Consider the following 14,273-nt stretch of genomic DNA (forward strand, 5'->3'; position numbering starts at 1 on the left):
ATAATACCAAAAAGACATTCTTAATTGAGTGGCTTTTTTTATTTTTGCATACTTTCTAAAAAAATCCTTTCTTTTCATTAGAAGAACTAAAAAAACAAGAATGACAACACAACAACTACACGAACAAATTCTTCAAAAAAAATCATTTTTATGCGTAGGCTTAGATCCTGATTTGACAAAAATTCCACCACATTTATTAGAAACCGAAGATCCTATTTTCGAATTTAATAAAGCCATAATCGATGCTACACACGATTTAACCGTGGGATACAAACCAAACACCGCTTTTTTTGAAGCATACGGAATAAAAGGATGGCTTTCTTTGCAAAAAACAATCAATTACATCAATGAAAATTTCCCTGAAATATTTACAATTGCCGATGCAAAACGCGGTGATATCGGAAACACTTCGAGCATGTATGCAAAAGCTTTTTTTGAAGATTTAAATTTTGACAGTGTAACCGTTGCGCCTTATATGGGAAAAGATTCAGTTGAACCTTTTCTGGCTTTTGAAAACAAACATACGATCATGCTGGCGCTGACTTCAAACGAAGGTGCTTTTGATTTTCAAACGTTAACTACAAACGGAAAAGAATTATACAAACAAGTTCTTGAAACTTCTAAAACCTGGAAAAACAGTGAGAATCTGATGTACGTTGTTGGCGCTACAAAAGCCGAATATTTTACCGAAATCAGAAAAATAGTTCCCGATAGTTTCTTACTCGTTCCCGGAATCGGCGCTCAGGGCGGAAGTTTATCTGAAGTGTGCAAATACGGAATGAATGATAAAGTAGGTTTACTGGTAAATTCTGCAAGAGCCATTATATATGCTTCAAAAGGAACAGACTTTGCAGAAAAGGCAAGAGAAGAAGCGTTGAAAGTACAACAGGAAATGGAAGAGATTTTAAGTTTAAAGTTTCAGGTTTAAAGTTTCAGGTTGCTTTACTTTGAATATATATTATACCACAGAGCGACACAAAGTTTTTTCACAGAGTTACACGGAGAATTTTAATTTTTTATAAAGCTTTGATCTTTAAATAATATAGATTCTCAAAAAAAAACTTTGCGAATCTCCGTGAAAAACCTTTGTGCAACTCTGCGGTAAAAAACAATCCCATTAACTGAAAAAAAACAAAACTTGAAACAATTAAAAGATCAACTCGGTACCCTACATACTTTTGAGACAGCTCCGAAACGAATAATCTCACTCGTGCCTTCTCAAACCGAGTTGTTGTATGATTTAGGTTTAGAAGAAAAAATCATCGGAATCACGAAGTTTTGTGTCCATCCGTATCATTTAAAATCTACCAAAAAGATTGTTGGAGGTACTAAAAAGATTCATTTCGAAAAAATAAAATTACTGCAGCCTGATATTATCATCTGCAATAAAGAAGAAAACACACAAGAAATTGTAGAGCAATTAAGTACAATTTGTCCGGTTTGGGTAACGAATATTATTGCTGTCGAAGATAATTTTCAAATGATTTCAGACTTTGGGCAACTCTTCAATTGCCGAACCGAAGCTCAAAAATGGAACGACAAACTGGCTTTTGCTTTAAGCGATTTTAAAAAATACATTCAGGATATTCCAGTTGAAAAAGCTGCTTATTTTATTTGGAAAAATCCATATATGGTTGCCGGAAATGATACGTATATAAATGAGCTATTAAAGTTGAATCATTTTCAGAATATATATGAAGACAAAGGCCGTTATCCTGAAATTGAATTGAAGAAAATGCGTCTTGAAGGCGATCCCGATTTGGTTTTCCTTTCCTCAGAACCATATCCTTTTAAAGAAGAAGACGCTTTCGAAATTGGCAGATTTACGCATCACGCTAAAACCATCTTCGTCGATGGAGAAATGTTCTCCTGGCACGGAAGCCGATTATTAAAGGCATTTGCCTATTTTAAAATACTACACGAAAGATTGAAAAACTAGTTTCAGGTTTTCTTTGTTTCAGATTCAAGTTAATTAAAACTGTTTTTACCACTAATTTTTTACCACAGAGATACACAAAGGTTTCACAGAGATACACAAAGCTTTGCGTATAATTTTTGTAACTATTCTAAAATAAACTTTGTGAAACTCTGTGAAAAAACTCCGTGTATCTCTGTGGTATAATTATGGACAAAGTAAAGTAACTTAAAACCAAAAGTCTATAAATAAAGAATGCCGGCATCTCGAAGACGCCGGCATCATTTAACTAACCAAAACCAAAATAATAAATAACCAGTTTATTACATTACAAAGATCCGACATATATGAATGTTCTGCTGTTAAGGTTTTGTTATTACTTTGTTGGACATAAGTTAAGATTTTTTAATACTTCGTTTTGAGGATTTTATTGATTTAAATAGTATTTACCTATTAAAATATAATAACAATCAATTTTGTTTATAAATATTGTAGGAATTTGTTTGTATATTTGATAAAACATTAAATATCAGCAAGATGGAATTAAACAAGAAATTAACAACTGCAACAGGAACTCCTGTTCCAGACAATCAAAACATTCAAACAGCTGGTCCTCGTGGACCTGTTTTATTACAAGATTTTTGGTTTTTAGAAAAGATGGCTCATTTTGACCGTGAGGTTATTCCGGAACGCAGAATGCATGCAAAAGGTTCAGGTGCTTATGGTACATTTACTGTAACTCACGATATTACAAAATATACCAGAGCCGACTTGTTCTCAGAAATTGGTAAAAAAACAGAAATGTTTGTGCGTTTTTCAACTGTTGCAGGAGAAAGAGGTGCTGCAGATGCTGAAAGAGACATTCGTGGTTTTGCCATGAAATTTTACACAAACGAAGGAAACTGGGATTTGGTAGGAAACAATACGCCGGTTTTCTTTTTCCGTGATCCGATGAAATTTCCGGATTTAAATCACGCCGTAAAACGTGATCCCAGAACCAACTTAAGAAGCGCTGATAACAACTGGGATTTTTGGACTTTATTGCCGGAAGCGTTACATCAGGTTACAATCGTAATGAGCGACAGGGGAATACCGAAATCTTATCGCCAGATGCACGGATTTGGAAGTCATACTTTTAGTTTCTTAAATGCTCAAAACGAAAGAAATTATGTGAAATTTCATTTTGTTTCGCAACAGGGAATTGAAAATTTATCAGATGAAGAAGCTGCTTTATTAGTTGGAGGCGACAGAGAAAGCCACCAAAGAGATTTGTACGACGCGATTGAAGAAGGAAATTTTCCGAAATGGAAAATGTTTGTTCAAATTATGAGTGAAGAACAAGCTGCTACGTATCGTTTCCACCCATTTGATTTGACAAAAGTTTGGTTAAAAAGCGATTTTCCATTAATTCTGGTTGGAGAATTCGAACTAAACAAAAACCCGGAAAACTATTTTGCCGAAGTTGAACAAGCTGCTTTTAATCCGGCTAATATTGTTCCTGGAGTTAGTTTTTCTCCGGATAAAATGCTTCAGGCGCGTTTATTCTCTTATGGGGATGCACAACGTTACCGTTTGGGGGTAAACAATTTCCAGATTCCGGTAAACTCTTCCAGATGTCCGTACAACACTTTCCACAGAGATGGAGCAATGCGAGTTGATGGAAATAATGGTTCTCGTAAACATTACGAACCAAATAGTTTCGGCGAATGGCAGGAACAGCCGGAATTTAAAGAACCACCATTGGCACTTCACGGAGATGCGTATGCACATAATTTCAGAGAAGATGATAATGACTATTTCACACAGCCAGGTTTGCTTTTCCGTTTATTAACAGAGGAGAAAAAACAATTGCTTTTCAAAAACACAGCTGCACAAGTAGGAGGAGCACAGAAATTTATTCAGGTTCGTCATATCCGCAATTGCTTCAAAGCTGATCCGGCATACGGAACAGGTGTTGCAAATGCATTAGGAATGACAATGGACGAGGTAAATAATTTTAGTGATCCAAGATTGTTAATCGAAGTAAGATAGGTTTTTTTGAGGGGCTAAGATACTAAGTTGCTAAGCTTCTGAGTTTTTTTATAAGGCTCAAAGGTTTATAGTGGCAAAGGTTCAAAGTAGAAATGCGGTGAAAATGCTTGATACTTTAATAGGCTTTTAAGCAAATAGAAAACCCGACAGTTTTAAATCTGTCGGGTTTGTTATTTGATATAAATACAATTTGACTATTCTTAATTTTTAAATACCTAAAATTATATTTAAACTGGACTGAAGTCCAGCTCTACAATATAATTCGTTCCTACGGAACTATAAAAGAGCTTTGGGATCGATCTATATTGTAGCGTCGGACTTCAAGCCCGGTTTATTATTAGCACAAAGCTTTGCGAACTTCAATATGCATTATAAAACTCAATAATTAAAACCTTCGCGACCTTTGCGTAAACCTTCGCGGTTAAAATCTTTTCAGTAAATGGAAAAACCCGAAAGTTTTAAAAACTCTCGGGTTTTATTATTTTAAAGAAAAAAAAACTTTGTTCCTTTGTTACTCTGAGCCTTTAAACCTCTAAGAAAACACAACAGTCTTATTACTATAAACCATTGTTTTGCGTTCTGCGTGTAGTTTTATGGCTCTTGCCAAAACAATACGTTCCAAATCACGTCCTTTCATGATAAAATCATCAACGGAATGTATGTGAGAAACTCTCGCAATATCCTGCTCAATGATTGGGCCTTCGTCTAATTCTGCTGTAACATAATGACTTGTCGCACCAATAATTTTTACTCCACGCTTAAAAGCGGAATGATACGGTTTTGCACCCGGAAACGCCGGTAAAAAAGAATGGTGAATATTAATGATTTTATTCTCGTACAATTCAATTAAATTGGGTGTAATAATTTGCATATAACGCGCTAGAACGATGAAATTAATCTGATATCTTTTTAGTAATTCAATTTGTTTGGCTTCGCCTTCTTCCTTATTATCTTTTGTAAAAGGCACACAATGAAACGGAATATCAAAACGTTCTGCAATAGATCGCAAATCGTTATGATTGCTAATAATCACCGGAATTTCCACATTTAATTCTCCTGCGCTGTAACGACCTAAAATATCAAAAAGGCAATGATCATATTTAGATACAAACAAAGCCATTTTTGGTTTTTGTTCCTGATTGTATAAATCCCATGACATATTAAAATCAGTTGCGATAGTCTGGTCAAAATCTTCTTTCAGGTTTTCAATCGTAATGTGATGATTGGTTAATTCACATTCTAATCGCATAAAAAATACATTTTGCTCTACATCAACATGCTGGTCGATGTAGGTAATGTTTCCGTCTACTTTTGCAATAAAAGTAGTCACTGCAGCAATAATTCCTTTTTGGTCTTTGCAATGAATCAGAATGGTAATTTTTTGCATTTGGTTTTTGGTTAATCGGTTAAAGTTTATTTGTTTAATCGGTAAATGTGAACCGATATTCCGATTACACAACTAAACGATTAAACAAATAAACAGTAAAATACTATTTTCCGTCCTGCATTGCAAACACGCTTTTTAATAAAGGCGTTGTTCTTGCGCTAATGTTATTACGGATATCTTTTTCTTCAACAGCAATCATTTTAAAAACACCAGACAAAGCCTGAGTGGTTGTATAATCTGTTAAATCAGGATTTACCTTTTTTACTAACGGAATTGTGTTGTATTTATTGATAATTTTTGTCCAGACAACATCGGCACCTACTTTTTCGAATGAACTTTTAATCACCGGATTAAATTTACTGTACAAAGCTGTTGATGTACTTCCTTGTAAATACGTTGTTGCAGCACTGTCGTTTCCTAACAAAATATTTTTAGCATCTGTAAACGACATATTTTTTACAGCCGAAACAAATATTGGTGTTGCTTCTTTTACAGCATCTTCTGCAGCACGATTTAGCATTTTTACACCTTCATCTGCCAAAGAACTCAATCCCACTTTACGCAAAGTAGCGTCTACTTTCTGTAATTCTGCCGGCATTAAAATTTTTACAGCTTCGTTTTTATAAAAACCATCCGTTGCGGTTAATTTACTTACTTGTTGAGTAATTCCTTTATTCAGAGCTTCTTTTAATCCGGAAGCAATATCTACACTTCCTGTAGGTAGTTGCGATGCCAATTGCGGTAACTGATTTAAAGTTTGTTGTACTTGTGCACAAGAGGCAAGAGAAAATGTAGCAATCGTCAATAATAAAATCTTTTTCATTAGATGGGGGTTTATATAAGTTTCAAAAATACTACTTATTCAAAAACAAAGCCACAATTTTATTTCAGCAGCAGAAACATTTTGTTTAATACTTAACATTGGGGGTTTTTAAAGGTTCTGAGGTTCTGAGTGGCTAAGGTTCTGAGGTTTTCTTTAATTATTTTTTTAATAAAAATCTTAGCAGCTTAGAACCTTAAAATCACGGCCAATACATTCTATGGCAATAATTATAATAAGTTTTGCTGTCTATGTATTTGGGTTTTAATATCGAAATAGGAAGGTTATTGGCATCAAACAATTGTATGCTGATGATTTTTTCTGCGCTGTCGTCTTTCATATCAATATTTCCTTCTGCATCGTCTAATATTTTCTTTTTCTGTAGATATGCTGCTTTTTTTTCAATAGTAAATTTTACAATGGCTTCATTTTGAGATTCTCGTTCGCCGGCTAAATCTCCATTCGAATCAAAAGAGGCTATTTTTTGCAAAAAATCATTTTCGTAGTCAAACAATTGAAATGCAATACCACCATGCAAAACTTGAAGCTGGTGTTTGTTGATACGAAACCGGAGAATCTGTTTTTTTGAATTTGTAAATTCTATAGAACCATTTCCTTCTACATCAACATTATTGTATAAAACTTTGCAGGGTTTAGAAAATTGGATTATTCGGTTTGTATAAATTTGATATCTAGCAGTTTGTTGTGCAAATACATTTAAACCGGAAAAAAAGAATAAGAAAAACAGAAAGAATAATTTCATGTGTTTATTTTTTCAGCAAATCAATTTCTTCTTCGGTTGCCTTAATATAAACAGCCAATTCTTCGTACTTCCATTTTCCTCTTTTGGTAGCAACTACAAATAAAGTTCCGGTTCCTTTAGGGCCTTTTATCGGAATTTGAATATCACAATTTCCGGTATCGTTGTTTACATTAATACTGCCTGAAACCATTCCGTCTGATTCAATTGGATTTCCTAATTTTTCAATCACTATTTTGTTATGCAGTGCCGCTGTCATAGCATGTTTGTAGGCATCAGAATCTTTCATTATAGAAGTTACTCCAAAGAAAATCCCCGCTATAAACAAGCCAAAAAGAATTAAAATACTTAAACATCCTGTTGGTACAAACCATTTCCAGTTTCTGTCCCACCAGTTTTTTCTAACTTCTGTGTAATTGTCTTCCATAAATTAAAAAGTAATTTAGATTTGAGTTTAAGAGAAGAAAGATACTCTTTTCTAAATTAAAAATTAGGAAGGCAAATGTATTTTTAGATAAAAACAGAGTTAATAACTATAGGCTGCTTTTTGGTCAGTTCTTTTTCTGTTTCCCAAATGATACAGGAGTTTTCCGGTCGTTGCATCTATCTCAAATTTTTCTTCGATACAAGTATGCGGAATAAAATCATTCGGAATTGTAATAAAATATTTCATTTCCTGCGAACTTCTGGATACTGATCCTGTATGGCTGTTTTTATACATTTGATTGATATCCATTAAATCAATATCAAATTCTGCTTTCATTTTTGTTACAACATCCTGCCAGCTAAATAAAAATGGTTTGTCGTTATCAATTACATTTAAAATTTCTCCATCCTGATCATATTCTCTTCGCAAACCAATAATGCAATCATAAAAACTTTTTATTTCTTTTACGATTTTTAAGGTTTTCTTATCGTACATGTGTCTTTTCTTTATCGGACTATTTAAGTAGGTAATGGTTTCCTGATAAGAATCTTTGTTCTCTTTAATATAGGTTTCTACAGTATTACCGTCAGCGTTTAGGGTAATGTATCTACAATAATTGTTATTATCTATTTTATGTGCTTTAAACACCTCTAAATCAAATTTTTTCATAATAGAGTTTCTAATTTTTTAATTCAAAGATTCTCATAATTTATTTGAACTCATACCTTCAAAAGCTTTAAAACGACAATATTAAGGTATGTTTTAAAGTGAGAGTTGATCGAATGAACTTTTTTAGAATATTTATAAAAGAAAATCCCATTACTAATTAAAGCAATGGGATTTACCAGTAGGATTTATATTGAATTGAAATTAATATTACAAGTCTAAAATTATACGTATTGTAGGCAGTATAAATTAGGATTGTAAATAGGGTTCATCTGTTTTAGTTCAGCTAAAATATTGTGAGTGTAATCTTTACCTCCAATTGCTAAATAAAACAAAGATTTTGAGGCATAAAAGGGTCTTAACGGAAATGTACGCCAGAAGTTAGATAGGTTTCTGAAGAAATGTTTTATTGCGTACTTATAAATTTTTTCTTCAGGTCGTATAAAGTATATAGTTGAACTTTTAGATTTTGTCATCACATTGGGAAACATTACAAATTTTCCGCCTTGTTGTATTAATAGATTTATTTCAAAAAGTGTTAATCCTTCGATATTTTCTGTTTTCATGATAATAAATTTTAATTAAAAATTTAGTGGTATTATTATGATGCAAATGTCCGATGAATCTCCTTCTTTTTTAACCTCTAAAAGGTTTGTAATTAATAAGTTAAGTTATATTTAATGGAAGTGAATTTTATTGTTAGTAAATAGACTACAGAACAGGTTTTTTAAAATAAAATACAAGTTTGAGTTATTGCCATAAAAAAAAAACGTTATAAAAGTAATTGCCTTTATAACGTTTAAATTTTATATTGAAAAGTTGTTATTAATTTGCAGAAACAGCTTGTGTTGTAGATAAATTAGTTAAATCAGTATCTCTTTCATAAACATCCTGGAAGAAACCAACTTCGCCATTTTCATTTACTAATGAAGTGAAATAAGAAATAAAGATTGGAACTTTTTTAGATAATTTAAAACTGTTTTCTTTTTCACCCGCCATTGCTTTATCAATTTTTTCAGTAGTCCATTCCGGGTAATCCTGAAGCATTGCAATAGCTAATTCTTTTGCTTTTTGTACGTTTATACAACCATGGCTAAAAGTTCTTTTTTCAAAATCGAATAAAGTTTTGGATGGTGTATCGTGCAAATAAATATCATCCGGGTTTGGAAACATAAATTTAACCAATCCTAAAGAGTTGTCCGGTCCTGGTTTTTGTCTTACCTGACCATTTACGATTTCCATATTTTTTTCAGTCAAATAATTTTTATCTGCTGCGATTTTACTTTTTAATTCGTTGTTCACAATACTTTGTGGAACTGTCCAATAAGGGCTGAAAACGATTCTGTCAATTTCACCGTTAAAAATAGTTGTTTTAGTTAATGGTGCTCCAACAAATACATTAGAAGTCAATTGCACTTTTCCGTTTTTTACATAAACCAATTCATAAGAAGGAATATTTACCAATACATACTCATCGCTTGCAGCAATCTGAGCCGAAATAGCGCGACATCTTTCCATGTTTAGTTTTAGCGTTTCCATTTTATCAGCTAGCGGTACATTCATTTCTTTAATATGTTCTTCTGATAATATATAGTTAGGTTTAAACCCATTACGAACTTTATATTTCATAACGGCATCCATCAATTCACGATCGTAAACATTACTTTGGGAATCATTTTGTAAATCTCCTAATAAATACAAACGGTTTCTAACTTGTGTGATAGTGCTTGAAACAGCATCCGGACGTAAATCTTTATAAGGAACTTCTTCTGGAACAATAGTTTTCCATTTGTGTGATCTGTCTAATTTTTTATATTTTTTAAGAACGTCCTGTAATTTATAATATTGATCATATTCTACTTTAACATCTGCTGTTGAAGTATTTGCATTTTCGATAGTAGTATAGTTAAGGAAATCTTTTAACATGTCGTCATAAGATACTTTTTTACCAGAATCTGCAGTAATTTTTTTGGCATATATAATGTATAAAGAACTCAACAGCATATCAGCATCTGTTTTAGATATCTTTGTTTCTTCTGAGGAGGAAGAAAAAAGTTCGTCAATTTCTTTTTGATAAGGGATAACCAAATCATTTGTTTTCTTTGCTTTTTCGTATAATACAGAACCAAATTCATTGATCTCATCTTCATCAAACCAAATAGTTCCTAATGTTCTGTTTTTATATAAAGACATTACATCAGATTTATATTTTTTTAAATCCGAATATTTTTTGAAGAATTGATTTGTCATTTCTTCCAGATTATCAGAATCTGAATTGTTATGAACAGCTTCAATAGTCGAAGCTTTTTTATACGAATGAATGTCGTTTTCTGTTCTGTTAAAAGAAGATACAAAAAAACTTAAGCATAAGATTAGAGTGATTGGATATAATGTTTTCATTGTGTTTAAATTTTTACGTTGTTACTTTTGTTTGGTTAAGTTTTGGGTAAAAATTTGGGGCTTTTCTACAATGCTAAATTACTTCAGTGTACTGGAAAACAGGTTGTTGTATTTACTTTAAATCTTTCAAGATTGCCATGTTATTAACATTTTTATAAGACTTATATAAGATAAATACTCCATATAAGGAAATTGTTACCCTCTGGAGGCGAAAAAATTGGATTTGTTTCTTTTTTTTATCAACATAAATTCTGAAGGATAAACAAATATTAAAATATTTTGTAAATTGCTCCCTTAAAATTATCATATTCATAAAATGGAACAACAAATACCATATATTCCTAAAAATAAAGTAAGAATTGTTACTGCAGCATCTCTTTTTGACGGACACGATGCGGCTATTAATATCATGCGCCGTATTATTCAGTCAACCGGAGTTGAAGTAATTCACCTTGGGCATGACCGCAGTGTTGAAGAAGTGGTAAATACCGCAATTCAGGAAGATGCCAATGCAATTGCCATGACATCGTATCAGGGCGGACACAATGAGTACTTTAAATATATGTATGATTTGCTTCATGAAAAAGGAGCAGGGCACATCAAGATTTTTGGCGGCGGTGGCGGTGTAATCCTGCCAAGCGAAATTTCTGAATTGCATGAATATGGTATTACCAGAATTTATTCTCCGGATGATGGCCGTTCTTTAGGCTTACAGGGAATGATTAATGATCTTGTAGAACGTTCCGATTATCCTATTGGAGACAAACTAAACGGAGAAATTGATCACATCGAAAATAAAACCCCAACCGCAATTGCACGTTTGATTTCTGCAGCAGAGAATTTTCCTGAAATCGCAAAACCTGTTTTTGATCAGATTCATATTAATAACACCGATTCTAAAATTCCTGTTTTGGGAATTACCGGAACGGGTGGCGCCGGAAAATCATCTTTGGTAGATGAATTGGTTCGTCGTTTTCTAATTGATTTCCCAGAAAAAACAATCGGATTGGTTTCTGTCGATCCTTCGAAAAGAAAAACCGGAGGAGCTTTATTAGGAGACAGAATCCGTATGAATGCCATTAATAATCCTCGCGTTTATATGCGTTCGTTGGCAACACGTCAGTCAAATTTGGCATTATCTAAATATGTAGCCGAAGCGATTCAGGTTTTGAAAGCCGCAAAATATGATTTGATTATCCTTGAAACTTCAGGAATCGGGCAATCAGATACCGAGATTATGGATCATTCTGATGTATCCTTATATGTAATGACTCCGGAATTTGGAGCCGCAACACAATTGGAGAAAATCGACATGCTTGATTTTGCTGATTTGGTAGCTTTGAATAAGTTTGACAAAAGAGGTGCACTTGACGCCATTCGTGACGTTAAAAAGCAATACCAGCGCAATCATAACCTTTGGGATAAAAATCCGGATGATATGCCGGTTTTCGGAACCATAGCTTCTCAGTTTAACGATCCGGGAATGAACACGCTTTATAAAGCGATTATGGATAAAATTGTCGAAAAAACCAATTCTGAATTAAAATCGACTTTTGAAATCACACGCGAAATGAGCGAGAAAATCTTCGTGATTCCGCCACACAGAACCCGTTATTTATCTGAAATTGCAGAGAACAACAGATCTTATGATGAAATTGCGCTTTCGCAGCAAAAAGTAGCACAAAAATTATATGGAATTTTTAAAACGATTGAATCAGTTTCAGGTAAAGTTCCGCAAATTAATAAAGCAGGAATCGACGATTCAACTGTTTTACCAGGTGCAGCCGAAGCACATGACGAAAACAGAATCTTCTTAAACCTTTTGCTAAATCAATTTGATAAAGTAAAAATGGACTTAGATCCGTACAATTGGGAAATTATCCTGAATTGGGACGAGAAAGTAAACAAATATAAAAATCCGGTTTACTCGTTTAAAGTACGTGATAAGGAAATTAAAATCGCAACACATACCGAAAGTTTATCACACATTCAGATTCCGAAAATTGCTTTACCTAAATATGAAGCCTGGGGCGATATCCTGCGTTGGAATTTACAGGAAAATGTTCCGGGAGAATTTCCGTTTGCGTCAGGATTATATCCGTTTAAACGTGAAGGCGAAGATCCGTCAAGAATGTTTGCCGGCGAAGGCGGACCGGAAAGAACGAACAAACGTTTTCATTATGTAAGTGCGGGATTGCCGGCAAAACGACTTTCGACCGCTTTTGACAGTGTGACTTTATACGGAAACGATCCGGATATTCGTCCTGATATTTACGGGAAAATTGGAAATGCGGGAGTTTCAATCTGTTGTTTGGATGATGCCAAAAAACTGTATTCCGGTTTTGATTTGGTTCATGCCTTAACTTCTGTAAGTATGACCATAAACGGGCCTGCGCCAATGTTGTTGGGCTTTTTTATGAACGCTGCAATTGATCAGCAATGTGAGTACTATATTAAGGAGAACGAATTAGAGAAAGAAGTTGAAGCAAAAATCAACAAAATATATAAAGACAAAGGTCTGGAACGCCCTAAATACCAAGGCGATTTACCGGAAGGAAACAACGGCTTAGGATTAATGCTTTTGGGTGTTACCGGAGATCAGGTTTTGCCTTTGGAAGTTTATAATGATATTAAAGCCAAAACATTATCACAAGTTCGTGGTACGGTTCAGGCCGATATTTTAAAAGAAGATCAGGCGCAAAACACCTGTATTTTCTCCACTGAATTTGCTTTGCGATTAATGGGCGACGTTCAGGAATATTTTATTACCAAGAATGTTCGTAATTTCTATTCGGTTTCGATTTCAGGATATCATATTGCAGAGGCAGGAGCAAACCCAATTACGCAATTGGCCTTTACGCTTTCTAATGGTTTCACTTACGTGGAATATTATTTGAGCCGCGGTATGAGCATCAACGATTTTGGACCTAATTTATCGTTCTTCTTCTCCAACGGAGTAGATCCTGAATATTCGGTTATTGGTCGTGTGGCACGTAAAATTTGGGCAAAAGCCATGAAAAATAAATACGGCGCCAACGAAAGAGCGCAAATGCTAAAATATCATATTCAGACTTCCGGACGTTCTTTACACGCTCAGGAAATTGATTTTAATGATATTAGAACCACTTTGCAGGCGTTGTATGCGATTTATGACAACTGTAATTCATTGCACACCAATGCGTATGATGAAGCAATTACAACACCAACCGAAGAATCTGTACGTCGTGCAATGGCGATTCAGTTGATTATTAATAAAGAATTAGGTTTGGCAAAAAACGAAAACCCAATTCAGGGATCTTTTATCATCGAAGAATTAACAGATTTGGTAGAAGCAGCCGTTCTACAGGAATTCGACCGAATCACAGAACGTGGCGGAGTTCTTGGCGCAATGGAAACAATGTACCAAAGATCTAAAATTCAGGAAGAAAGTTTGTATTATGAAACTTTAAAACACAACGGAGATTTCCCAATTGTGGGTGTAAATACGTTCCTGAGTTCAAAAGGTTCTCCAACGGTAATTCCGGCAGAAGTAATTCGCGCCACCGAAGAAGAAAAACAATATCAAATTACGATGTTGGATAATTTACACCAGTTTCACGAAGCAAAAGTAAACGAGCATCTCAACAAACTACAAGAAGCCGCGATTAAAAACGAAAACTTATTCGACCATTTAATGGAAGCTACAAAGGTTTGTTCTTTAGGGCAAATTACTTCGGCATTGTTTGAAGTTGGCGGGCAGTATAGAAGGAATATGTAGAATTTTTATGTTTTATATTTATGGAAAAACCTCTCAGAAATGGGAGGTTTTTTTATAAATTAAATTTAAGTGTCCGAAAAAATTGGATGTTAAATTTTTTACAGAAAATT

Annotated in this window: 11 protein-coding genes; 4 read left to right on the forward strand and 7 right to left on the reverse strand. The window is 33.9% G+C overall.

Going from position 1 to position 14,273, the window contains the following annotated elements:
• The first annotated feature begins 100 nt into the window (after positions 1–100).
• From pyrF to AC3QL1_RS11470, 3 genes are all read left to right on the forward strand, one after another.
• A complete protein-coding gene (pyrF, locus tag AC3QL1_RS11460; RefSeq protein ID WP_492491445.1) occupies positions 101–928 on the forward strand; it encodes an orotidine-5'-phosphate decarboxylase in 828 nt (275 codons plus the stop codon).
• 210 nt (positions 929–1,138) lie between these two features.
• Complete coding sequence (locus AC3QL1_RS11465) at positions 1,139–1,939, forward strand: ABC transporter substrate-binding protein (protein ID WP_492491447.1); 801 nt, start codon at positions 1,139–1,141, stop codon at positions 1,937–1,939.
• A gap of 513 nt (positions 1,940–2,452) precedes the next feature.
• Complete coding sequence (locus AC3QL1_RS11470; protein ID WP_492491448.1) at positions 2,453–3,946, forward strand: catalase; 1,494 nt, start codon at positions 2,453–2,455, stop codon at positions 3,944–3,946.
• A 532-nt stretch (positions 3,947–4,478) separates the two neighbouring features.
• On the opposite strand, the gene purU is transcribed toward AC3QL1_RS11470, so the two are convergent.
• The 7 genes from purU to AC3QL1_RS11505 form a co-directional block, all read right to left on the reverse strand.
• Positions 4,479–5,333 carry a formyltetrahydrofolate deformylase gene (gene purU / locus AC3QL1_RS11475; RefSeq protein WP_492491450.1) on the reverse strand — a complete coding sequence of 285 codons (855 nt, stop codon included), beginning with the start codon at positions 5,331–5,333 and terminating at the stop codon, positions 4,479–4,481.
• 103 nt (positions 5,334–5,436) lie between these two features.
• Positions 5,437–6,156, reverse strand: coding sequence for a DUF4197 domain-containing protein (locus AC3QL1_RS11480; RefSeq protein WP_492491451.1), 720 nt, complete (start codon positions 6,154–6,156; stop codon positions 5,437–5,439).
• Between the two features lie 199 nt (positions 6,157–6,355).
• Positions 6,356–6,916, reverse strand: coding sequence for a hypothetical protein (locus tag AC3QL1_RS11485; RefSeq protein WP_492491453.1), 561 nt, complete (start codon positions 6,914–6,916; stop codon positions 6,356–6,358).
• 4 nt (positions 6,917–6,920) lie between these two features.
• Positions 6,921–7,340, reverse strand: coding sequence for a cytochrome c oxidase assembly factor Coa1 family protein (locus AC3QL1_RS11490; RefSeq protein ID WP_492491455.1), 420 nt, complete (start codon positions 7,338–7,340; stop codon positions 6,921–6,923).
• Positions 7,341–7,439: 99 nt separating this feature from the next.
• A complete protein-coding gene (locus tag AC3QL1_RS11495) occupies positions 7,440–8,009 on the reverse strand; it encodes a hypothetical protein (protein WP_492491456.1) in 570 nt (189 codons plus the stop codon).
• A 221-nt stretch (positions 8,010–8,230) separates the two neighbouring features.
• Complete coding sequence (locus tag AC3QL1_RS11500; protein ID WP_492491457.1) at positions 8,231–8,572, reverse strand: hypothetical protein; 342 nt, start codon at positions 8,570–8,572, stop codon at positions 8,231–8,233.
• 259 nt (positions 8,573–8,831) lie between these two features.
• On the reverse strand, positions 8,832–10,406 hold the full coding sequence (locus tag AC3QL1_RS11505) for a L,D-transpeptidase family protein (protein ID WP_492491459.1): 1,575 nt from the start codon (positions 10,404–10,406) through the stop codon (positions 8,832–8,834).
• 316 nt (positions 10,407–10,722) lie between these two features.
• Here AC3QL1_RS11505 and AC3QL1_RS11510 point away from each other — a divergent pair, with 316 nt between their 5' ends.
• Positions 10,723–14,163: a methylmalonyl-CoA mutase family protein gene (locus tag AC3QL1_RS11510; RefSeq protein ID WP_492491461.1), complete on the forward strand. Its 3,441-nt coding sequence runs from the start codon at positions 10,723–10,725 to the stop codon at positions 14,161–14,163.
• Positions 14,164–14,273: the final 110 nt, after the last annotated feature.

The sequence above is a fragment of the Flavobacterium sp. GW823-FHT04A11 genome (assembly GCF_058796535.1).

Coding starts and splice junctions, on each gene's coding strand:
- pyrF (WP_492491445.1), top strand. CDS start 101: ATGACAACACAACAACTACACGAACAAATTCTTCAAAAAAAATCATTT.
- AC3QL1_RS11470 (WP_492491448.1), top strand. CDS start 2,453: ATGGAATTAAACAAGAAATTAACAACTGCAACAGGAACTCCTGTTCCA.
- purU (WP_492491450.1), bottom strand. CDS start 5,333: ATGCAAAAAATTACCATTCTGATTCATTGCAAAGACCAAAAAGGAATT.
- AC3QL1_RS11480 (WP_492491451.1), bottom strand. CDS start 6,156: ATGAAAAAGATTTTATTATTGACGATTGCTACATTTTCTCTTGCCTCT.
- AC3QL1_RS11485 (WP_492491453.1), bottom strand. CDS start 6,916: ATGAAATTATTCTTTCTGTTTTTCTTATTCTTTTTTTCCGGTTTAAAT.
- AC3QL1_RS11490 (WP_492491455.1), bottom strand. CDS start 7,340: ATGGAAGACAATTACACAGAAGTTAGAAAAAACTGGTGGGACAGAAAC.
- AC3QL1_RS11495 (WP_492491456.1), bottom strand. CDS start 8,009: ATGAAAAAATTTGATTTAGAGGTGTTTAAAGCACATAAAATAGATAAT.
- AC3QL1_RS11500 (WP_492491457.1), bottom strand. CDS start 8,572: ATGAAAACAGAAAATATCGAAGGATTAACACTTTTTGAAATAAATCTA.
- AC3QL1_RS11505 (WP_492491459.1), bottom strand. CDS start 10,406: ATGAAAACATTATATCCAATCACTCTAATCTTATGCTTAAGTTTTTTT.
- AC3QL1_RS11510 (WP_492491461.1), top strand. CDS start 10,723: ATGGAACAACAAATACCATATATTCCTAAAAATAAAGTAAGAATTGTT.